Annotated in this window: 20 protein-coding genes; 10 read left to right on the forward strand and 10 right to left on the reverse strand. The window is 68.5% G+C overall.

Translation table 11 applies throughout. From position 1 onward, the window contains the following. Window positions 1-44 precede the first annotated feature (44 nt). The 4 genes from nirD to cobA all read left to right on the forward strand — a co-directional run bounded on the left by nirD (window position 45) and on the right by cobA (window position 5,070). Window positions 45-431 (forward strand): nitrite reductase small subunit NirD, encoded by a 387-nt coding sequence (nirD, locus tag CA2_RS11015; protein WP_042416755.1) that lies wholly within the window; start codon window positions 45-47, stop codon window positions 429-431. A gap of 63 nt (window positions 432-494) precedes the next feature. Continuing rightward, window positions 495-3,320, forward strand: a complete 2,826-nt coding sequence (locus CA2_RS11020) for a nitrate reductase (protein WP_042416757.1) — start codon at window positions 495-497, stop codon at window positions 3,318-3,320. Between the two features lie 14 nt (window positions 3,321-3,334). Continuing rightward, window positions 3,335-4,258 (forward strand): DNA-binding protein YbiB, encoded by a 924-nt coding sequence (ybiB, locus tag CA2_RS11025; RefSeq protein WP_042416760.1) that lies wholly within the window; start codon window positions 3,335-3,337, stop codon window positions 4,256-4,258. Beyond that, window positions 4,255-5,070: a uroporphyrinogen-III C-methyltransferase gene (gene cobA / locus CA2_RS11030; RefSeq protein ID WP_042416763.1), complete on the forward strand. Its 816-nt coding sequence runs from the start codon at window positions 4,255-4,257 to the stop codon at window positions 5,068-5,070. The genes ybiB and cobA overlap by 4 nt, the downstream gene beginning before the upstream one ends. Window positions 5,071-5,700: 630 nt before the next feature. Here cobA and CA2_RS11040 read toward each other — a convergent pair. The 3 genes from CA2_RS11040 to CA2_RS11055 form a co-directional block, all read right to left on the reverse strand. Beyond that, on the reverse strand, window positions 5,701-7,509 hold the full coding sequence (locus CA2_RS11040; RefSeq protein WP_081888968.1) for a chorismate-binding protein: 1,809 nt from the start codon (window positions 7,507-7,509) through the stop codon (window positions 5,701-5,703). Window positions 7,510-7,817: 308 nt separating this feature from the next. Beyond that, window positions 7,818-9,161, reverse strand: coding sequence for a sulfatase family protein (locus CA2_RS11050; RefSeq protein ID WP_042416771.1), 1,344 nt, complete (start codon window positions 9,159-9,161; stop codon window positions 7,818-7,820). A 38-nt stretch (window positions 9,162-9,199) separates the two neighbouring features. After that, window positions 9,200-10,231, reverse strand: coding sequence for a tripartite tricarboxylate transporter substrate-binding protein (locus CA2_RS11055; protein WP_042416773.1), 1,032 nt, complete (start codon window positions 10,229-10,231; stop codon window positions 9,200-9,202). A 246-nt stretch (window positions 10,232-10,477) separates the two neighbouring features. Here CA2_RS11055 and CA2_RS11060 point away from each other — a divergent pair, with 246 nt between their 5' ends. After that, window positions 10,478-11,140 carry a tRNA-uridine aminocarboxypropyltransferase gene (locus tag CA2_RS11060; protein WP_042416776.1) on the forward strand — a complete coding sequence of 221 codons (663 nt, stop codon included), beginning with the start codon at window positions 10,478-10,480 and terminating at the stop codon, window positions 11,138-11,140. A 152-nt stretch (window positions 11,141-11,292) separates the two neighbouring features. Here CA2_RS11060 and CA2_RS11065 read toward each other — a convergent pair whose 3' ends face one another. Together CA2_RS11065 and CA2_RS11070 are read right to left on the reverse strand one after the other, a co-directional pair. Further along, window positions 11,293-11,679, reverse strand: a complete 387-nt coding sequence (locus tag CA2_RS11065) for a hypothetical protein (protein ID WP_042416779.1) — start codon at window positions 11,677-11,679, stop codon at window positions 11,293-11,295. Then, complete coding sequence (locus CA2_RS11070) at window positions 11,669-12,592, reverse strand: LysR family transcriptional regulator (protein WP_042416782.1); 924 nt, start codon at window positions 12,590-12,592, stop codon at window positions 11,669-11,671. The genes CA2_RS11065 and CA2_RS11070 overlap by 11 nt, the downstream gene beginning before the upstream one ends. Window positions 12,593-12,765: 173 nt before the next feature. Here CA2_RS11070 and lysA point away from each other — a divergent pair, with 173 nt between their 5' ends. Beyond that, a complete protein-coding gene (lysA, locus tag CA2_RS11075) occupies window positions 12,766-14,013 on the forward strand; it encodes a diaminopimelate decarboxylase (protein ID WP_042416838.1) in 1,248 nt (415 codons plus the stop codon). A gap of 114 nt (window positions 14,014-14,127) precedes the next feature. Here the strand turns inward: lysA and CA2_RS11080 are convergent, their stop codons facing one another. The 4 genes from CA2_RS11080 to CA2_RS11095 all read right to left on the reverse strand — a co-directional run bounded on the left by CA2_RS11080 (window position 14,128) and on the right by CA2_RS11095 (window position 16,591). Then, on the reverse strand, window positions 14,128-15,144 hold the full coding sequence (locus CA2_RS11080) for an NAD(P)H-dependent glycerol-3-phosphate dehydrogenase (protein ID WP_042416786.1): 1,017 nt from the start codon (window positions 15,142-15,144) through the stop codon (window positions 14,128-14,130). Window positions 15,145-15,256: 112 nt separating this feature from the next. Next, complete coding sequence (gene secB, locus CA2_RS11085; protein ID WP_042416789.1) at window positions 15,257-15,706, reverse strand: protein-export chaperone SecB; 450 nt, start codon at window positions 15,704-15,706, stop codon at window positions 15,257-15,259. Between the two features lie 126 nt (window positions 15,707-15,832). Next, the gene (gene grxC, locus CA2_RS11090; protein WP_042416792.1) at window positions 15,833-16,090 is read right to left on the reverse strand and encodes a glutaredoxin 3; all 258 of its coding nucleotides are present in this window, start codon (window positions 16,088-16,090) and stop codon (window positions 15,833-15,835) included. A 93-nt stretch (window positions 16,091-16,183) separates the two neighbouring features. Continuing rightward, window positions 16,184-16,591, reverse strand: a complete 408-nt coding sequence (locus CA2_RS11095; protein ID WP_042416795.1) for a rhodanese-like domain-containing protein — start codon at window positions 16,589-16,591, stop codon at window positions 16,184-16,186. 137 nt (window positions 16,592-16,728) lie between these two features. Here CA2_RS11095 and gpmA point away from each other — a divergent pair, with 137 nt between their 5' ends. From gpmA to CA2_RS11115, 4 genes are all read left to right on the forward strand, one after another. Next, window positions 16,729-17,472: a 2,3-diphosphoglycerate-dependent phosphoglycerate mutase gene (gpmA, locus tag CA2_RS11100; protein ID WP_042416798.1), complete on the forward strand. Its 744-nt coding sequence runs from the start codon at window positions 16,729-16,731 to the stop codon at window positions 17,470-17,472. A 104-nt stretch (window positions 17,473-17,576) separates the two neighbouring features. After that, on the forward strand, window positions 17,577-19,025 hold the full coding sequence (locus CA2_RS11105) for a S41 family peptidase (RefSeq protein WP_042416801.1): 1,449 nt from the start codon (window positions 17,577-17,579) through the stop codon (window positions 19,023-19,025). A 215-nt stretch (window positions 19,026-19,240) separates the two neighbouring features. Next, window positions 19,241-19,993 (forward strand): HesA/MoeB/ThiF family protein, encoded by a 753-nt coding sequence (locus CA2_RS11110; protein WP_042416804.1) that lies wholly within the window; start codon window positions 19,241-19,243, stop codon window positions 19,991-19,993. 95 nt (window positions 19,994-20,088) lie between these two features. Beyond that, on the forward strand, window positions 20,089-20,457 hold the full coding sequence (locus CA2_RS11115; RefSeq protein WP_042416807.1) for a response regulator: 369 nt from the start codon (window positions 20,089-20,091) through the stop codon (window positions 20,455-20,457). A gap of 73 nt (window positions 20,458-20,530) precedes the next feature. Here CA2_RS11115 and CA2_RS11120 read toward each other — a convergent pair. Next, a partial coding sequence (locus tag CA2_RS11120; RefSeq protein ID WP_042416811.1) for a response regulator transcription factor occupies window positions 20,531-20,692 on the reverse strand: 162 nt, incomplete at its 5' end.

Here is a 20,692-nt window from a genome sequence, read left to right on the forward strand (position 1 = left end):
CAGCCCAATACCCACGAGCGCCAACAGCTCCCAAAGGAATAGCTATGACCACCTGGCAAGCCATCTGCGCCGTCGACGACATCCCGGTCCTCGGCGCCCGCCGCGTCGCCCGCCCCCAGGGGCTGGACGTGGCCCTGTTCCGCAATGCGGACAACGAAGTCTTCGCCCTACTGGACCGCTGCCCGCACAAGGGAGGCCCGCTGTCGCAGGGCATCGTGTTTGGCCACAGCGTGGCCTGTCCCCTGCACAACTGGACCATCGGCCTGTGCGACGGTCAGGCCGCCGCGCCCGACGAAGGCTGCACCCCCGGCTTTGCCGTGCAGGTGCAGGACGGCATGGTCTACCTGGATGCGGCCGAGCTGGCCACCAAGGCCACCGACCTGGCGCGCCCCATCGCCGGGCCGGCGCGCCGCTGCGCACCCGCTGCCTGAAACCATAGCTGCCTGCGCCCGCCCCGCCTGCGCCAAAGCCCTCAAACACTGGAAATTCTCGCCATGACCGAAACCCGTTCCACCTGCCCGTACTGCGGCGTCGGCTGCGGCGTGATCATCCAGTCCGAGGGGGCGCAGATCACCGGCGTGCGCGGCGACCCGGACCACCCCGCCAACTTCGGCCGCCTGTGCAGCAAGGGCAACAGCCTGCACCTGACCGCCGCTGCTGCGCTGGCCCCGCAGACCCGCTTGCTGCAGCCGCTGCAGCGCGCCCAGCGCGGTGCCACGCCCCAGCCCCTGGCCTGGGATGCGGCGCTTCATCTCGCTGCCACGCGCATCGCCGACACCGTGCAGCAGCACGGCCCGGATGCCGTGGCCGTCTACGCCAGCGGCCAGTTGCTGACCGAGGACTACTACGTCTTCAACAAGCTGACCAAGGGCCTGCTGGGCACCAACAACCTGGACACCAACTCGCGCCTGTGCATGAGCAGCGCCGTCGCCGGCTACAAGGCCACGCTGGGGGCCGACGCGCCCCCGGCCTGCTACGACGACCTGCAGCACGCGGGCTGCCTGTTCATCACCGGCAGCAACACGGCCTGGGCCCACCCCGTGCTGTTTCGGCGCATCGAGGACGCCAAGGCCGCCAACCCGGCACTCAAGATCATCGTCGCCGACCCGCGCCGCACCGAGACCGCCGAGATCGCCGACCTGTTCCTGCCCCTGCAGCCCGGCAGCGATGTGCGCCTGTTCCACGGCATGCTGCACACCATGCTGTGGGAAGGCTGGATCGACAGCGCCTACATCGAACGCCACACCCATGGCTTCGACGCCCTCAAGACCCTGGTGCGCGAAGCCACGCCCGAACGTGTGGCGCGCGACTGCGGCCTGGACATGCAGGATGTGCTGCAGGCCGCCCGCTGGTTTGCGCTGGGCGGTGCGGTGGAAACGACGGCCCAGCGCGCGCCCACGCTCAGCCTGTACTGCCAGGGCCTGAACCAGAGCAGCAGCGGCACGGCCAAGAACGCCGCGCTGATCAACCTGCACCTGGCCACGGGCCAGATCGGCAAGCCGGGCGCCGGCCCGCTGTCGCTGACCGGCCAGCCCAATGCCATGGGCGGGCGCGAAGTGGGTGGCATGGCCAACTTGCTCAGCGCCCACCGCGACCTGGCCAACCCCGATCACCGCGCCGAGGTGGCCGCGCTGTGGGGCGTGGACGATGTGCCCGCCCAGCCCGGCAAGACCGCCATCGAGCTGTTCGAGGCCGCGGCCGACGGCCAGATCAAGACCCTCTGGATCGCCTGCACCAACCCGGCCCACAGCCTGCCGGACCAGGCCACCGTGCGCCGCGCACTGCAGCGGGCGGAGTTCGTGATCCTGCAGGACGCCTTCGCCACCACGGCCACCGCCGCCTACGCCGACCTGCTGCTGCCCGCCACCACCTGGGGCGAAAAGCTGGGCACCGTCACCAACAGCGAACGCCGCATCTCGCGTGTGCGTGCCGCCGTGCCCCCGCTGGGCCAGGCCCGGCACGACTGGCAGATTGCCACGCAGATCGCCCAGCGCCTGGAGGCCCGCCTGCGCCCCGGCCAGCCCAGCCTGTTTGCCTATGACACCCAGCACGCCGAGCTGGGCGCCGAGCAGATCTGGAACGAGCACCGCGCCAGCACCCGCGGGCGCGACCTGGACATCACCGGCCTGTCCTGGGCGCTGCTGGACCGCGCCGGCCCGCAGCAGTGGCCGCTGCCCGAAGGCGCGCAGCAAGGCCAGGCCCGCCTGTATGCCGAGGGCGTCTTCCCCACGGCCGACGGCCGCGCCCGCTTTGCCGCCCAGCCCTGGCAGCCCGTGGCCGAACCGCGCAGCGCGCGCTTTCCCTTCAGCCTGAACACCGGCCGCCTGCGCGACCAGTGGCATGGCATGAGCCGCACCGGCCAGCTGGCCCGCCTGATGGCCCACGCGCCCGAGCCCGCGCTGCAGATGCACCCGCAGGACATGGAGCGCCAGCGCCTGCAGCCCGGCCAGCTGGTCGCCGTGCGCAGCCGCCACGGCCAGCTGGTCGTGCCGGTGCAGGCCGATGCCGGCCTGGGCCTGTCCCAGGTCTACCTGCCCATGCACTGGGGCAGCGAATACCTGGGCGGGCGCAGCCACGATGGCCAGGCCGTGGGCGGCGTGAACGCCGTGACCACGCCGGCGTTCTGCCCCCAGTCCAAGCAACCGGAACTCAAGCACGCTGCCGTCAGCGTGCAGGCGGTGGAGCTGCCCTGGCAATTGCTGGCCGCGGCCTGGCTGCCCGAAGAGCGCCTGCTGGCCGTGCGCCAGGCCCTGGCCGCGCTGCTGCCGCAGTGGGACTTTGCCAGCTGCGTGCCGTTTGCCGCGCCGGGGGCGCCCAGCAGCCCCGCACGCCAGGGGGTGCTGCTGCGCGCAGCCAGCGCCACGCCACCCGATGCGGCCCTGGTGCAGCAGGTCCATGCCCTGCTGGGCCTGGAAGGGGCCGAAGTGCTGCGCTATGCCGATGCCCAGCGCCAGCACCGCCGCAGCCTGGTGCTGCAGCATGCGCAGCAGCAGACCTGGCTGCAGGCCCTGGTGCTGTGCGGCCCCTCCGATGCCGGGCACTGGCTGCTGCCGCTGCTGCACAGCGCGCAGCCACTGTCCCTGCCGGGCCACGCCCTGCTGCGCCCCCAGGCGCCCCCCGCCCAGGGCCTGCCCGCCGCGCCCGCCGCCCTGGTCTGCACCTGCCTGGGCGTGAACGAACAGGCCATCACCCAGGCCCTGGACAGCGGCCTGCACTCCGTGCCCCAATTGCAGGACACGCTGCGCTGCGGCACCGAATGCGGCTCCTGCCTGCCCCGGCTGCGCCAGATGGTGCAGCAGCACGCGGCCCACAGCGCCTGAACGGAGGTCTTGCCATGCCCATCAGCCACTACCTCAAGGAAATCGGCCGCGGCGCGCGTGGCGCCAAGGCCCTGGACCGCCACCAGGCCCAGGACCTGTTCGGCCAGGTGCTGGACGGCCAGGTCAGCGACCTGGAGGTCGGCGCCTTCTGCATCGCCATGCGCATCAAGGGCGAGACCGCCGAGGAGATGTGCGGTTTCCTGGATGCCGTGCACGCCCGTCTGCACACCGTGCCGGCCGGCCCCCAGCCCGTGGTGGTGCTGCCCAGCTACAACGGCGCGCGGCGGCTGCCGGTGCTGACCCCCCTGCTGGCCCTGCTGCTGGCGCGCGAAGGCCTGCCCGTGCTGCTGCACGGCATGCGCACCGAGGCCCGGCGCGTGCTGGCCTCGGACGTGCTCGAGGCCCTGGGCATGGCGGCCCAGACCACGCCCGGCGCCGTGGCGCCCGGCCAGGTGGGTCACATCGCCACCGACCTGCTGCACCCCGGGCTGGCCCGCCTGCTGGCCACGCGCGCCGTCATCGGCCTGCGCAACCCGGGCCACAGCGTGGTCAAGCTGATGAACCCCTGCGCCGGTCCGGCTCTGATCGTCAGCAGCTACACCCACCCCGAGTACCTGGACACGCTGCGGGCCACCTGCCAGGGCCTGGGCCTGTACGCCCTGCTGTCACGCGGGCTGGAGGGCGAGGTCGTGGCCGACCCGCGCCGCCTGCCGCGCTACGACGGCTTTGTCGCCGGCGTGCACCAGGTGCTGGATGAGCAACAGCCCGGTACGGCCAGCGCGATTGACGGCCTGCCCACCGCCATCGACGTGGCCAGCACCGCCGACTACACCCGCCAGGTGTTGGCAGGAAGCCTTCCTGTCCCCGAGGCCATTGCCCGGCAGGTCGCGCACATCTGCCAGCTGGCGCGCCAAATTCCCCCAGGAGAACAGCCATGAGCACCAATGCCACCTTCACCCTGCCCGCAACCGGCCGCTGCACCCTGGTGGGGGCCGGCCCCGGCGATCCGGAGCTGCTGACCCTCAAGGCCCTCAAAGCCATCCAGGCCGCCACCGTGCTGCTGGTGGACGACCTGGTGTCGCCCGCCATCGTCGCCCATGCCGCGCCCACGGCCCGGATCATCGACGTGGGCAAGCGCGGCGGCTGCAAGAGCACGCCCCAAGCCTTCATCGAAAAACTCATGCTGCTGGCCGTGCGCGAGGGCGAGAACGTGGTGCGCCTCAAGGGGGGCGACCCCTTCATCTTTGGCCGGGGCGGCGAAGAGGTGGAACACCTGCGCGCCGCCGGGGTCGAGGTGCAGGTGATCAACGGCATCACCGCCGGCCTGGCCGGCCTGACCGCCCTGGGCGCCCCGCTGACCCACCGCGACCACGCCCATGGCGTGGTGTTCATCACCGGCCACGCCAAACCCGGCGACGCCGGCACCGACTGGCGCCAACTGGCCGCCACGGCCCAGGCCGCCAAGCTGACCCTGGTGGTCTACATGGGCGTCAGCGGCGCGGCCGACATGGCGCAGGAACTGCAGGCCGGTGGTCTGCCCGGCGACACCCCGGCGGCCATCATCCAGCACGCCAGCCTGCCCCAACAACGCCATGCCATCACCACGCTGGCGCAATTGCCCACCACCCTGGCGGACGAGGCCCTGGGCAGCCCCAGCGTGCTGGTGATCGGTGATGTGGTGCGTGGCGTGGCCGCCTGGGCGCTGCCCGCGGCCGAGACAGAGTCTTCAGACATCAGGAACTTCGCTTGAAACAAACCACAATCGCTGTTAAATCAAATAGCGGAGACGATAACGGCCACTCGCACGCATCATCTTTATGCACCAAATTTCAGATACAGCAGCTTTCCGCTTCGAAATGACAACTCACCATGGTGGCTGGCTGCAGGTACTCACAAAAAAGTAAGCAGTCCAAAATGTAAAGAGGCATCAAAAGCTTTTGATGCCTCATCAATGATCAGTAAAGATCAGTTATTTTTTGCCACCGTTACCTGCCGGAGCATTGCTACGTCCGCCTCCAGAAGGATTCCCTGTACCACTAGGCCATCCGCCTCCATTCCCCTGACCACGCCCCCCTCCAGAGGAAGAACCGCCTTTGCTACCACCACTGCCTTGCGCCCCCCCTCCACGACCAGCACTAGCTCCACCATGGCCACCTTTGCTCATAACAATCTCCTTGCCGGCATAGTGATCAGTACGCTGCGAGCCGACTTCTCAGCGTCCCGGTTTGATTTGATCTAGCAATATTTAGTGGAATCCTTTAAATACGTTCTTTCAGTAAAGGATACGGAGCCATCCTCCGCCAAAGAGCAAGAACGCACAAGTAAAAACAGCTTAATCTCCAACAGCCTTTTCACCTTGCACTCGCCAACCGCATAGAAACTAAGAAAGGTGGCCCACCATCTGGCAGGCCACCCAGCCGCGCAGGCTGTTGATGAAGGCCCACTGCTGCACCCGGTGCAGGTCGTCGCGGTGGATCACGCCTTCCACCACCCGGCCCTCGGCCAGTGCCACCTGGCGACCCACGCCGTTGAGCAGGCCGCAGGCCAGGGCCGGCGTGACCCACTGCCCGTCGATCAAGGCGGCCACATTGCCGCGCGTGCCTTCGGTGATTTCACCGGCCTCGTTCCACAGGATGGTGTCGAAGATGTGGGTGTCCTTGGGGGCCCAGCGCTCGTAGTGCGCGCGGCGCGTGGTCTTGAAGCGCACGAATTCACCGTGCGCCTCGGCCAGCGGCTCGGGCGCCAGCTGCAGATAGGCCTGCGGCGGTGACGGCGGGCAGACCACGGCCTGGCTGGCATAGAGGCCATCGCGGCCCAGTTGCAGGCGCACGCGCCACAGGCCGCTGGGGTGGGTGTCCTGCACCTGCTGCAGGGTCAGCTGCAGGGCAGCCTCGCTCCAGGGATAGCCAAAGTGCGCCGCCGCGGCCTGCATGCGCTGCAGGTGCAGGCCCAGGTGGCGAAAGCGTCCGTCCTCCAGCGCCAGGGTTTCGATCAGATCGAACGCCCTGCTCACACGCTCCACAAAGGCGCGCTTGGCGCGCCACTCGGCCCATTCGCCGGGTTCGGTGGCATCGGCGGTGATGCCGCTGCCGATGCCACAGCGCAGCGCACGGCCCTGCACCACCACCGTGCGGATCGGCACATTGAAGGTGGCACGGAGGCCACCGGCCCCGTCGGGCCGCACCACGCCCAGGGCGCCGCAATACCAGCCGCGCGGCGCGGGCTCCAGTTGGGCGATGGCGGCCATGGCCGAGCGCTTGGGCGCCCCGGTGACCGAGCCGCAGGGGAACAGCGCGGTGAACACCTCGCGCAGGCCGGTGCCCTGGGGCAGACGGGCGCGCACATCGGAGGTCATCTGCCAGACGCTGGGCAGGGCCTGCACGGCAAACAGCTGCGGCACCTCGACCGAGCCGACCTCGGCGATCTGCCCCAGGTCGTTGCGCAGCAGGTCCACGATCATCACGTTCTCGGCCCGCTCCTTGGCCGCGGTCTGCAGGTGCTGCGCCTGGGCCGCATCCTGCTGCGGCGTGGCGCCGCGCGCGGCCGTACCCTTCATCGGGCGGGTCAGGATGGGGCCGCTGCCCGTGGCGGGCTGGTGCCAGTCGAAAAACAGCTCGGGCGAGACCGAGGCCACCTGCTCGCCGCCCATGTCCAGGTACAGCGCATAGCCGCCGGGCTGCGCCTGCTGCAGTGCGGCAAACAGCGCCGCGCCCTCCACAGGGCGTGCGGCCTCGGCGCGCAGCTGCTGGGTGTAGTTGATCTGGTAGTACTGGCCGGCGGCAATCCCGGCATGGATGGCCTGCAGGCCGGCGGCAAAGGCGGCGCGGTCCAGGTCGGGCTGCCAGTCCAGCGTCGGCAGGCTGGATGCCTCGACAGACGCTGGCGTCGCCGGGGCATCGGCCTGCGGTGCGGGGTAGACAGCAAACCAGGCCAGCGGGCCCTCCTCGGCCGATGCCGTGTCCAGCTCGGGGCGCAGGCCGCTGGCGGCTTCATAGCGCAGGCCGCCCACGCACCAGTGGCCCTCGCGCGCGGCCTGTTCCACCCGTTCCAACAGCGGCCCCACCTCGGCCAGGAGGTGGGCCTGCAGCACGCGCAACGGGGCCTGCAAGCGGGCCTGCAGGCGGGCGGTGTCACCCTGCAAGGGCTGGCCCAGGTCGATCTGGGCCGGGAACGAAAAATGCGCACTCATGCGGCGAAGCATAGCGGCCCGGCTGCTGGCCCGGCCGTCGGCATGGAAATACACCACCAAACAGCCTGCAGCCCTTGCTATGCCTATGCAGACAGCTATCAACTTTAATGCACCGAGCCGGACCGTGACGCCGCGATGCCGGGCGGCAGGGGCAGCAGCCGCCTGGGCGGCACCCCTGCCCGGCCCACGCCGGGGCATGCCACACACCTGCCCGCCAACTTGACGGGCACCACACGGCCGGCCGCCGTGGATGGCACCGGCGATGCGGGCAGGCCCCGCACCCACCAACGGGGCGAGGTGGCCAAGGCCTACTTGCGCACGTGCCGCGCCAGGCGGCTGGGCACATAGCGGTCGGCCTGGATGTCGGGCGTGAGGCCGTGCGTGAAGGTCTGCGGGGTGATCTCCAGAAAGTCCTGGTTGCGCAGCTCCCACGCGGCCTTCAGGCGGGCAAACACCTCGGGCTGGCGCTCGCGCAGGTTGGCGCGCTCGCGCGGGTCGTCCACCACGTGGAACAGGAATTCGTGCTCGTTGATCTTCAGGTACTTCCAGTCCCCATCGCGCAGCGCCCGCTGCGACTGCGACTTGTAGCGCCAGAACAGCTGGCGGTGGTGCACGGGCTGCTGCCCCTGCAGCACCGGCAGCAGGTTCACGCCGTCGCTGGGGTACTGCCCATCCACCGGGGCCTGGGCCGCGGCCAACAGCGTGGGCAGCCAGTCCATGGTGGCCGTCACCTGGGTCTGCACCTGGGGCTGCAGGCGCGCCGGCCAGCGCAGCAAGGTGGGCACGCGCAGGCCGCCTTCCAGCAGCTCGGTCTTCTGGCCGACGAAGGGCCAGGTGTCCGAAAAGCGCTCGCCGCCGTTGTCGCTGGTGAAGACGACGATGGTGTTCTCGGCCTGGCCCGTAGCCTCCAGCGCGTGCAGCACCTGGCCCACGGCCGCGTCCAGGGCCTGGACGATCTCGCCATAGGTGCGCTGCGTGCCGCCGTCGTAGTGGAACAGGTCCTTGAGCTGGCGCGACACCGCCTCGTCGTGCGGCCCTTCCCAGGGCCAGTGCGGCGCCGTGAAGTGCAGGGACAGGAAGAAGGGGTTCGCTTGCGTCGCACGTTCGCGCACGTACTTCTCGGCCTCGTCGGCCAGCACATAGGTGTAGTAGCCGGTGCGCTCGACCGGCACCGTGCCCTCGTACAGGTCCGGCGCCAGGTCGTCGCCCACGCCGTTCTTGTGGGTGAAGTAGTCCACCACCCCACCCAGGTTGCCGAAGAAGCGGTCATAGCCGCTGTGCAGCGGGCCAAAGGCCGGCGGGCGGCCCAGGTGCCACTTGCCGATCAGCGCCGTGTCGTAGCCCGCCGCCTTCAGCAGCGAGGGCAGCGTGGGGTGCTCCGGCGGCAGGCCGATGTTCGCGGCATTGCTGGGAATGGGTTCCTCCAGTCCCGCCGCCAGGCGGTATTGGTAGCGGCCGGTGATCAGCGCCAGCCGCGTGGCCGAGCAGACGGCCGAATTCGCATAGGCCTGGGTGAAGCGCACGCCTTCGCCGGCCAGCCGGTCCAGGTGCGGGGTGGTGTAGTTGCGCTGGCCGTAGACGCTCAGGTCGGCATAGCCCAGGTCGTCGGCCAGGATGAAGACGATGTTGGGCGCGGTGGTGGCAGTGCTCATGGTCGGCAGATAGTGATCACAAAAAAGACGGGTGGCACTCAGTCGGCCACAAAGCCGGAGGCGGCCAGGATGGGGCGCCACTTGGCGATGTCGGCCTGGCGCAGCTGCTCCAGCTCGTGGGGCTGGCTGTGCTGCGGCTCCAGCACCCAGTCGTGCATCAGCTGCTGCACCGGCTTTTCCTGCAGCACCTCGCCCAGGGCCTGGTTCAGGCGCTGGATGGTGGCGTCCGGCGTGCGGGCCGTCGTCCACAGGCTGTACCAGCCGCTGCCCTGCACCTCGGGGAAGCCCGATTCGGCAAAGGTGGGCACGTGGGGTAGCTGCTCCACGCGGTGCGTGGAGAACACGCCCAGCACCCGCAGCTTGCCGGCCTCATGCTGCTTGAGCAGCTCCTGCACCGTGTTGATGCCGGCGCTGAGCTGGCCGCCTATCAGGTCGTTGATCATGGCGGTGCCGCCCTTGTAGGGCACGTGCAGGAAGTCCACGCCCGCGGCCTTGCCCAGCAGCAGGCCAAAGAAATGTGGCAGGCTGCCCTGGCTGGGGCTGCCGTAGTTCGCCAGCTTGGGGTGGGCCTTGAGCCAGGCCACGAAGCCGGGGATGTCCTTGGCCGGGTGGCTGGCAGGCACCGCCAGGGCGAACTGGAAGTGCGCCACCAGGCCCACGGGCTTCATGTCCTTGCCCGGGTCATAGCCGGGGTTGCGGAACACCAGCTGCGACAGCACCGGCGTCACCAGCGGCGCCAGCAGCAAGGTGCTGCCGTCGGGCGGCGCCTGGCGCAGCGCATCCACTGCCAGCTTGCCGGCGGCGCCGGGCTTGTTTTCGACGATGTAGTTGCTGGCCTTGTGGCTGCGCTCGGTCAGGCGGTCGGCCAGCAGGCGGGCCACCAGATCGCCGCCGCCACCGGCGCCGAAGCCCACCAGGATGCGGCCGGTGGTGGCCGCCTGGGCGGGCACGGCCAGGGACGGCAGCAGGGCCGCGCCGGCGCAGGCCGCCAGCCCCTGGAGCCATTGGCGCCGGGGGAGCGACCCGCGGTCGGAAACCAGGGGGACGGGGGGTGCGTATCGGGAAGTCATGGCTGCTTTCTCATGCCGTTTTACATATAAGAAAGTCAATCCTAAAAACCAAATCAACGGTATCCAAACAAGTTTTCCAACTTAGTACATGCGAAATTCCTGCTTGACAGCACCCGGCCTCCCGCAGCCAGCCACGCCAGGCCGCGGCCATGCCCCGCCACCGCAGGTGGCGGCCGACTTTCAAGCAAAATCGTGGCTCTGCCCTTGTCCCAGCAGCGCAGACCGCTATCAAGCTTGAGACCTGCCATGCCCCCACGCCCCCTGTGCCCCGCCTGCCTGCGCCCTGCCGCCGCCTGCCTGTGCGGCTGCGTGCAGCCCGTGGTCAGCGCCGTGCAGGTGCTGGTGCTGCAGCACCCCCAGGAAGCCGGGCACGCCAAGAACACGGCGCGCCTGCTGCACCTGTGCCTGCCGGGCAGCCGCCTGGAAGTGGGGGAAGTCTGGGATGCCGCCGCGCTGCAGGCCCTGCTGCACGCGCCCTGGCCCGGCCAGGCGCCGGGCGCCGCGGTGCGGCCGTTGCTGCTGTACCCGCCGACCCCGCCCGATCCGCAGCTGCCCGTGCAACCGCCCCCCGCCCTGCCGCCGGACTGGCTGGCGCAGCCGCAGGCGCTGCGGCTGGTGGTGCTGGACGGTACCTGGCGCAAGAGCCGCAAGATGCTGTACCGCAACCCCGGCCTGCAGCAGCTGCCGCGCCTGGCGCTGCAGGACCTGCCGCCCGGGCGCTATGCCATCCGCAAAGCGCAGGCCCCGGACCAGCTGTCCAGCTTCGAGGCCGCGGCCCTGGCGCTGGCCCGGCTGCACGCCTGGGAGGCCGGGCACCCGGCCTGGGTGCAGTTGCTGCAGTCCTTCGAGGCGGCCATGGCCCTGCACCAGCGCCTGCAGGCCGCAGGCCGGGTGCCACCGGGCGATTGAGGCCGGGCGCTCAGCGCCGCGTGGGAGGGTTTCAACGGAAATACACAGGCCAAGCGCAGACAGCCCGGCAGCAACGGCAGGACGTCAGGGCCGGCCGGACGCTCGCCCCCCGTGCGCAACCGCCCGCATGATCGGGCGCTGGGGTTGCGGCATCAGCACTGGTAGGCAGCGACTGCCGCGCCCTGCAGCGGGTGCAGCGACAGGCCCTGGCAGCGTGCGTGCAGCACGGTGCCCTGGTCGAACTCCAGCTCCATGGTGACCACCCCCTGCAACTCGCAGGGCACGGGCAGGCGCTGGATGCGCTGGCTGTGGTGCAGCACCAACCCCTGGCGCAAGCGCCCCAGGCTGGCGCCGGGCTCCTGGGCTTCCCAGGGCTCGACCCCTTCCAGGGTCAGCAGCAACGGGGCCCAGACGACTTCCTCGCCCTCGGCCCCCAGGCCCTGGGCGTCGATCATGCGGGCCGCCGAAAACCGCAGCTGCAGGCGCCCGTCGGCCCAGGTGCATTGGGCCACTTCCGAATCGGCAAATTCAAAAAGCATGCTGCGCCTCCTGTGTCAGTGCCTGCACCAGCCAGTCCACCTCGGGTGCGGTGGGTCGGTGCAATGGCAGCAGCATATGCACCTGGAAGGCAATCGCAAACTCCAAAGGTCTGACCACCATGTCAGCGCCCGCGCAAGCGCGGGCCGTCAGCGGGTTGACGATGGCCACGCCCAGGCCGCGCTGCACCAGGGCGCAGACGGCCACGGCGCTGTGGGTTTCCAGCAGCAGCTGGCGCTCCACGCCCGCGGCGGCGAACACCGCGTCGATCTGCAGCCGGTACGGATCGTCGCGCGCCAGGCTGATGAAGGGCTGGCCGGCAAAGTCCTGCACGCCCAGCACCGGCCGGGCCGCCAGCGGGTGGCGGGCCGGCAGCACGGCGACCTCGTCCATGGCCGGCAGGGACAGCACCCGCGTGCCGGGCGGGGCCTCGCCCAACTCCGTCAACCCCAGGTCAAAGCGCTGGGCGGCCATCCACTCCTGCAGCAGCGGCCCCTCCTGCGTGGCCACGCTGACGGCGACCGGGCCGTGGGCCGCATGCAGGCGCGCCAGGGCGCCGGGCAGCAGCGCGTGGCTCAGGGCCGGCAGGCACAGCACGCTGAGGCTGGACTGGTGCGGCTGACCCAGGGCCATGGCGTGCTCCACCACCCGGTCCAGCCCCTGCCAGCTGCGCTGCACCTCCTCCCACAGCCGCAGGGCACGCGCCTGCGGGCGCAGCCGGCCCTGGGCGCGCTCGAACAGGGCGTAGCCCAGCAGCTGCTCCAGCCGCGCCAGCTCGCGGCTGATGGTGGGCTGCGAGGTGCACAGCAACTGCGCCGCACCGGTGGCACTGCCGGTGAGCATGAGGGCGCGGAAGACCTCGATGTGGCGGTGGCCGATGCGCTCGGGCAAGGCCGGGGGGGCGGGAGGGGTCATGGCCTAAGCATATCCAGAATGAATTACCCACCCACAAACAAGCATTAGACTAAATAGCCAGCCACCCGCATCATGCAGACCTGCAGGAAGACGGCGTCCCCGGCCTTTCTGCCTGTTTTTGCCCTGCAGCGCTGATGCAGCCTGCGCAGACTGCTCTGAAAGTTGAGAACCCCATGTCCTGCTCCTTCTCGCCCGAACAACTGTGGAACCTGGCCGACACCTATGGCACCCCGCTGTGGGTCTATGACGCCCAGGTGATCCGTGCACGCATCGCCCAACTGCAGGCGTTTGACACCGTGCGCTTTGCGCAGAAGGCCTGCTCCAACATCCACATCCTGCAGCTGATGCGCGAACAGGGCGTGAAGGTGGATGCGGTCTCGCGCGGCGAAATCCTGCGCGCCCTGGCGGCCGGCTATGTGGCCGGCGGCGAGCCCTCGGACATCGTCTTCACCGCCGACGTGATGGACGCCGCCACCCTGGCCACCGTGGTCGAGCACCAGGTGCCGGTGAACGCCGGCTCCATCGACATGCTGCACCAGTTGGGCGCGGCCTCGCCCGGCCACCACGTGTGGCTGCGCATCAACCCCGGCTTTGGCCACGGCCACAGCAACAAGACCAACACCGGCGGCGAGCACAGCAAGCACGGCATCTGGCACACCGACCTGCACGCTGCGCTGGACGCCATCGCCCAGCACGGCCTGCACCTGGCCGGCCTGCACATGCACATCGGCTCGGGCGTGGACTACGCGCACCTGCAGGAGGTCTGCGGCGCCATGGTGGCCCTGGTCAAGTCGGCCAAGGACCACGGCCACGACCTGCAGGCCATCTCGGCCGGCGGCGGCCTGTCCATCCCCTACCGCGATGGCGACCCGACCATCGACACCGAGCACTACTTCGGTCTGTGGAACGCAGCGCGCAAGCAGGCCGAGGCCATCGTCGGCCACCAGCTGGCGCTGGAGCTGGAGCCCGGCCGCTTCCTGGTGGCCGAATCCGGCGTGCTGCTGGGCACGGTGCGCGCCACCAAGGGTGCGGGCAGCAACCACTTCGTGCTGGTCGACACCGGTTTCAACGAACTGATGCGCCCCAGCATGTACGGCAGCTACCACGGCATGCACCTCCAGCGCCGCGGCGTGGGCGTGCTGCCCGCCGTGCGCGACAGCGTGGTGGCCGGCCCGCTGTGTGAGTCGGGCGACGTCTTCACCCAGGGCGACGGCGGCGTGGTGCTGCCGCGCGCGCTGGGCGATGCGCAGGTCGGCGACCTGCTGGTGATCCACGACACCGGCGCCTACGGCGCCAGCATGTCCAGCAACTACAACACCCGCCCGCTGGCGGCCGAGGTGCTGGTCGACGGCGCGCAGGTGCGCCTGATCCGCCGCCGCCAGACGGTGGACGAGCTGCTGGCCCTGGAGCTGGGCCTGTAAAGCGGTTGGCAGCGCAACGCGCACGCAAAAAAAGGGAGCCGATCGGCTCCCTTTGTTTTTGCGAATTGCATAGCTGCCGGCGCTGGCTGCACCTGCGCCAGCAGCCGATGGGGCTTAAAGGCCTTCGTGCTTGGGGTCGCGCGCCATCAGGCGCTGCACCGCGGCCTGCGGGGTGATGTGGCCGTCCAGCAGCTCCACCACCGTGGCGGCAATCGGCATCTCCACGCCCACGGCCTGGGCGCGCTGCACCACGGTGCGCGCGCTGTACACACCCTCGGCCACGTGGCCCAGCGAATCCACGGCCTGCGCCAGCGTCAGGCCTTGCGCCAGCAGCAGGCCGACCTTGCGGTTGCGCGACAGATCGCCCGTCGCGGTCAGCATCAGATCGCCCAGCCCGCTCAGACCCATGAAGGTCTCGGGCTTGGCGCCCAGGGCCACGCCCAGGCGCGTCATCTCGGCCAGCCCGCGCGTCAGCAGGGCGGCGCGGGCGTTCAGGCCCAGGTGCAGGCCGTCGCACAGGCCGGCGGCAATCGCCATCACGTTCTTCACGGCCCCGCCGACCTCCACGCCTACGATGTCCTCGTTGGCGTACAGGCGCAGCGGCCCGGTGTGGAAGGCCTCCAGCAGGGCCTGGCGCACGGTGGCGTGGCGGCTGGCGGCCACCAGCAAAGTGGGCTGGCCGCGGGCCACTTCCTGCGCAAAGCTGGGGCCGCTGAGCGCACCACTGGCCAGCTGCGGCGCCACCTGGGCGCACACCTCGTGCGGCATCAGGCCGACGCCGTGGTGGCCGGCGGGCACGGCCTCGAAGCCCTTGCACAGCCAGGCCACGGGCACGCGCACCTGGGCTGCGGCCAGGGCCTGCAGGGTGCTGCGCAGCGCCGACATCGGGGTGGCGATGATGACCAGGTCCATGCCCTGCACGGCCTGCGCCAGCGGCGCGGCGCTGACCTGCAGCCCGTCGGGGAAGGCCATGTCCGGCAGGTAGCGGGGGTTGCTGCGCGCAGCCTGCATCTCCTGCACCTGCTGCGCATTGCGCGCCCACAGCGTGACCTGGTGGCCGGCGGTGTGGCGGGCCGCGCCAATCGCCAGGGCCGTGCCCCAGGCGCCGGCACCAATCACAATCAAATTCATAGCTTTAAGCGCTTGTATCCATTGGCCTGAAGGCCAAAAAATGCATAAAAAAGACCCCGCATGCGGGGCCTCTTTTGTAGCACGCCCGCAGGCGGTGCCGCAGGAGCCGGGCTTACTGCACGGTGCCGTCGGCCTGGGCCGCGGCGTTCTGCTGCTCGTACATGGCCTGGAAGTTGATTTCCGCCAGGTGCACGGGCGGGAAGCCGGCGCGGGTCACCACGTCGGCCACGTTGCCGCGCAGGTAGGGGTAGATGATCTGGGGGCAGGCCACGCCGATCACGCCACCCATCTGGTCTTCGGGGATGTTGCGGATTTCAAAGATGCCGGCCTGCTTGGCTTCCACCAGGAACAGGGTCTTGTCGTCGATCTTGGTGTGCACGGTGGCGGTCACGGCCACTTCGAACAGGCCTTCGGCCACGGGCGTGGCTTCCACACCCAGCTGGATGTCGACATTGGGCTGTTCCTGCTGCAGCAGGATGGCGGGCGAATTGGGCTGCTCCAGGGACAAGTCCTTCAGATAGACACGTTGGATCTGGAAGACGGGCGTTGCTTGTTCGGACATGGTCTCGGTCTTTCTTACTTACGCTTGCTACGCAAAACAGTCGGTCATAAAAAGGCCCGCTGGCAGTGACTGCGACAGCGGGCACTTGGGGTGGCATTATGCAGCGCGGCGCTGCGGCCCACGACCTCAGGCGTTGAGCAGGGGCAGCAGTCCGCCCTTGGCGTCCAGCGCGATCAGGTCGTCGCAGCCGCCGACATGGGTGTCGCCGATGAAAATCTGGGGCACAGTGCGGCGGCCGGTGATCTGCATCATGTGGTCACGCGCAGCGGGGTCGCTGTCGATGCGGACTTCTTCGATCTGTTCCACCCCCTTGGACTTGAGCACCTGCTTGGCGCGCACGCAGTAGGGGCAGACGGCGGTGGTGTACATCTTCACGGCTTGCATGGGAAAAATCCTTGTCAGTCTGGAAACAGGGGCCACGAAAAAGGGGCCTCGCGGACCCCTTGATGGTAGGACAGCTGGAAAAAACCAGCCGGCTTAGGCCTTATCCACCGGCAGGCCGGCATCGCGCCAGGCCTTCATGCCACCGGCCAGGGCCTGGGCCTTCTCAAAGCCCAGCTTCTTGGCCTGGGCCTCGGCGCGCACGGCGCGCGCGCCCTTGTCGCACACCAGGATCACGGGCACGGCCTTGTTCTTGGCCACCTGGGGCAGGCGCTCGTCCAGCTGCGACAGGGGGATGTTCTTGGCGTTGGTGATGTGGCCCTTCACATATTCCTCGGGCTCGCGCACGTCCACCACCACGGCTTTTTCGCGGTTGATCTTGGCCACGGCGTCGTTGGGCTGCAGCGAACCACCACCCATGCCCTTGAGGCCGGGCACCAGCAGCAAGCCACCAGAGACCACCGCCAGCAAAATCAGATACCAGTTTTCAACAATGAACGTCACGTCAGTCCTCAGGTTGGCAAAGTGCGCAATTCTAGAGCGACAGCCAACGCCCTGGACAATCCAAGCCATACAGGCCGGTGGTGCGGCCTAAAATAGCGGGTTGATACTTTTCCCTCCGTATTTCTTCGAAAGCCGCCATGTACAAGCTCGTGCTGATCCGCCACGGTGAGTCCACCTGGAACCTTGAAAACCGCTTCACCGGCTGGACCGATGTGGACCTGACGCCCACCGGCGTCTCGCAGGCCATGTCGGCCGGCAAGCTGCTCAAGGCGGAAGGCTACGAGTTCGACCTGGCCTACACCTCGGTGCTCAAGCGCGCCATCCACACCCTGTGGTACGCCTTGGACGAGATGGACTGCACCTGGCTGCCCGTGGTCAAGGACTGGCGCCTGAACGAGCGCCACTATGGCGGTCTGCAAGGCCTGAACAAGGCCGACATGGCCAAGCAGTACGGTGACGAGCAGGTGCTGGTCTGGCGCCGCAGCTACGACACGCCCCCGCCCGCGCTGGAGGCCACCGACCCCCGCAGCGAGCGCAGCGACCGCCGCTACGCCGCCCTGCAGCCCGAACAGATTCCCCTGACCGAATGCCTGAAGGACACCGTGGCGCGCGTCGTGCCGTTCTGGACCGAGACCCTGGCGCCCCAGATCCAGTCGGGCAAGCGCATCGTGCTGGCCGCCCACGGCAACTCCATTCGTGCGCTGGTGAAGTACCTGGACAACATCGCCGATGATGCCATCGTGGGCGTGAACATCCCCAACGGCATCCCGCTGGTGTACGAGCTGGACGCGCAGCTCAAGCCCATCCGCAGCTACTACCTGGGTGACGCCGAAGCCGCCGCCAAGGCCGCCGCGGCCGTGGCCGCCCAGGGCAAGGCCTGAAAGTTGTAACACCCTACCTGTCTGCGGGTGGTTGGGCCTGCGCCCGTTCACCCGCCAGGCAGCGACGTGTATATTGTGCAAGCGGATAAGTAACTGAAGAGTCTATGGGCCAAAAACTCAAAATTGCTGGATGGGTGTCGCTCGGCGTGCTGGCCGGTGCCTTAACCACGGTATCGCTGCAAACCGTTGCACGCGGTGGCATCTCGCCCCTACCGCTGGAAGAAATCCAGCAGCTGTCGGCGGTGTTCGGCATCATCAAGACCGACTACGTCGAGCCCGTGGACGACAAGAAGCTGATCACCGATGCCATCTCCGGCATGGTGTCCAGCCTGGATCCGCACTCGCAGTATTTCGACAAGAAGTCCTTCAAGGAATTCCGTGAAGGCACGTCCGGCCGCTTCGTCGGCGTGGGCATCGAGATCACGCAGGAAGACGGTCTGATCAAGATCGTCTCCCCCATCGAAGGTTCGCCCGCCGACCGCGCCGGCCTCAAGACCAACGACCTGATCACCAAGATCGACGACACCGCCGTCAAGGGCCTGAGCCTGAACGATGCCGTCAAGCGCATGCGCGGTGAGCCCAAGACCAAGGTGCAGCTGACCATCTTCCGCAAGGACGAGAGCCGCACCTTCCCCGTGACCATCACGCGCGAAGAGATCAAGACCCAGTCCGTCAAGGGCAAGCTGGTCGAGCCCGGCTACGCCTGGGTGCGCCTGAGCCAGTTCCAGGAGCGCACGGTCGACGACTTCGTGCGCAAGATCGAAGAGATCTACAAGGAAGACCCCAACGTCAAGGGTCTGGTGCTGGACCTGCGCAACGACCCCGGTGGTCTGCTGGATGCGGCCGTGGCCATCTCCGCCGCCTTCCTACCCGAGGGCGTGACCGTGGTCAGCACCGACGGCCAGCTGGCAGAAAGCAAGTCCGTGTTCAAGGCCGCGCCCGAATACTACGCGCGCCGTGGCCAGGGCGATCCGCTCAAGCGCCTGCCCGCCGCCCTGAAGAAGGTGCCCCTGGTGGTGCTGGTGAATGAAGGCTCGGCCTCGGCCAGCGAGATCGTGGCCGGCGCCCTGCAGGACCATAAGCGCGCCACCATCATGGGCAGCCAGTCGTTCGGCAAGGGCTCGGTGCAGACCGTGCGCCCCCTGGGTCCCGACACCGGCCTGAAGCTGACCACCGCCCTGTACTACACCCCCAGCGGCAAGTCCATCCAGGCCAAGGGCATCGTGCCCGACGTGATGGTCGATGAAACCGCCGAGGGCGACGTCTACGCCGCCCTGCGCATGCGCGAAGCCGACCTGGAAAAGCACCTGGGCAATGGTGACGCCTCGGCCGAAGCCGAAGCCTCCGCCGCCCGCGAGAAGCTGCGCGAAGAAGCCCGCAAGCGCCTGGAAGAGGACACCAAAAAGCCTGTCTCCGCGCGCCGCCTGCCCGAGTTCGGCTCGGACAAGGACTTCCAGCTGCAGCAGGCGCTGAGCCAGCTCAAGGGCCAGCCCGTCAAGGTCAGCAAGACCCTGACCGAGCGTCCGCCCGAGAAGAAGGACAAGGACGAATAAAGCTTTTCATAGCTGCCAGCGCGCGATCTGCCTGGCTTTCAAAGTCGAAACACATTGAAAGTCTTGTAAATCCAGCGCTGCCAGCTCATGTTTTCAAGAACGCCGGGTGCCTTGTGTCCCGGCTTTTTTCATCGCCGTGCCACGCCGGATGGCCGGCAGCCGCCCCCAGCACCGCGGCGCGGCGGTGATGCACCCCGGTGCCGGACCTTCCCGCCATGAACGACGACCAACTCCTGCGCTACTCACGCCACATCCTGCTCGACGAAGTCGGCATCGAAGGCCAGCAGGCCCTGCTGGACGCCCACGTGCTGATCATCGGTGCTGGCGGGCTGGGCTCGCCCGCGGCCCTGTACCTGGCGGCCTCGGGCGTGGGCCGCATCACCCTGGTCGACCACGACACCGTGGACCTGACCAACCTGCAGCGCCAGATCGCCCACACCACCGCCCGGGTGGGCCAGCCCAAAGCCAGCTCGGCGGCCCAGGCCATCCACGACCTCAACCCCGAGGTCCAGGTGCACTGCATCCAGCAACGCGCCGATGCGGCCCTGCTGGACGCGCTGGTGGCCCAGGCGACGGTGGTGCTGGACTGCTGCGACAACTACCGCACGCGCCAGGACGTCAACGCCGCCTGCGTGCGCCACCGCGTGCCCCTGGTGGCTGGCGCCATCATCCGCCTGGACGGCCAGATCACCGTGTTCGACCCGCGCCGCGAGGACTCGCCCTGCTACGCCTGCCTGTTTGCGCCCGAGGCCGATTTCGAGGAAGTCCAGTGCTCCACCATGGGCGTGCTGGCCCCGCTGGTCGGCATCATCGGCTGCATGCAGGCGGCCGAGGCCTTGAAGCTGATCGCCAACTTTGGCGAAAGTCTGACAGGCAAATTGCTGATTCTGGACGGCCGCAGCATGGAGTGGTCGCGTATGCGCACCAGCCGCAACCCCGATTGTTCAATATGCTGTAACAAGAAGTAGGACTATGACTACAGCGGTGTTCACCCAGACGGCGCAGAATTGGCCCTCGCCCTTTTGCCCCCTGACCGTGCTGCCCTTGTAGAGATTTCCCTGCCGTGAAACTACGTACTTTTTTCGTTGAAGACAACGCCACCATCCGAGAGAACCTGGTTGAGACGTTGCTTGAACTGACGGACGTCCAGCCCGTCGGGTACGCGGAAACCGAGGCCGAAGGCAAGGCCTGGCTCACCGATCCCCACAACGCGTGGGACCTGGCCATCGTCGACCTGTTCCTACGCCAGGGCAGCGGCTTGGGGGTGGTGGCCGCCTGCCAGCAGCGCCAGCCCCACCAGCGCGTGGTGGTGCTCAGCAACTACGCCACCCTGGACGTGCGCCAGCGCTGCAAGGAACTGGGTGTGGATGCGATCTTCGACAAGTCCAACGAGATCGATGCGCTGCTGGACTACTTCATGGAAATGCAGTGACCCTCCGGGTCCCAAGACATGAAAAAAGCTGACCCAGGTCAGCTTTTTTTGATGGGGTGGGCCACGCCGCAGATCAATCGATCAGCTTGTTCTTCAGGGCGTAGTACGTCAGATCGCTGTTGGACGACAGCGCCATCTTCTCCATCAGGCGCGTGCGGTAGGTGCTGACGGTCTTGACGCTCAGCGACAGCGACTTGGCGATGTCGCCAGCGGTTTCGCCCTTGGCCAGCTTCAG

Origin of the sequence: Comamonas aquatica NBRC 14918 (assembly GCF_000739875.1) — a bacterium.
Lineage (GTDB): Bacteria > Pseudomonadota > Gammaproteobacteria > Burkholderiales > Burkholderiaceae_C > Comamonas > Comamonas aquatica.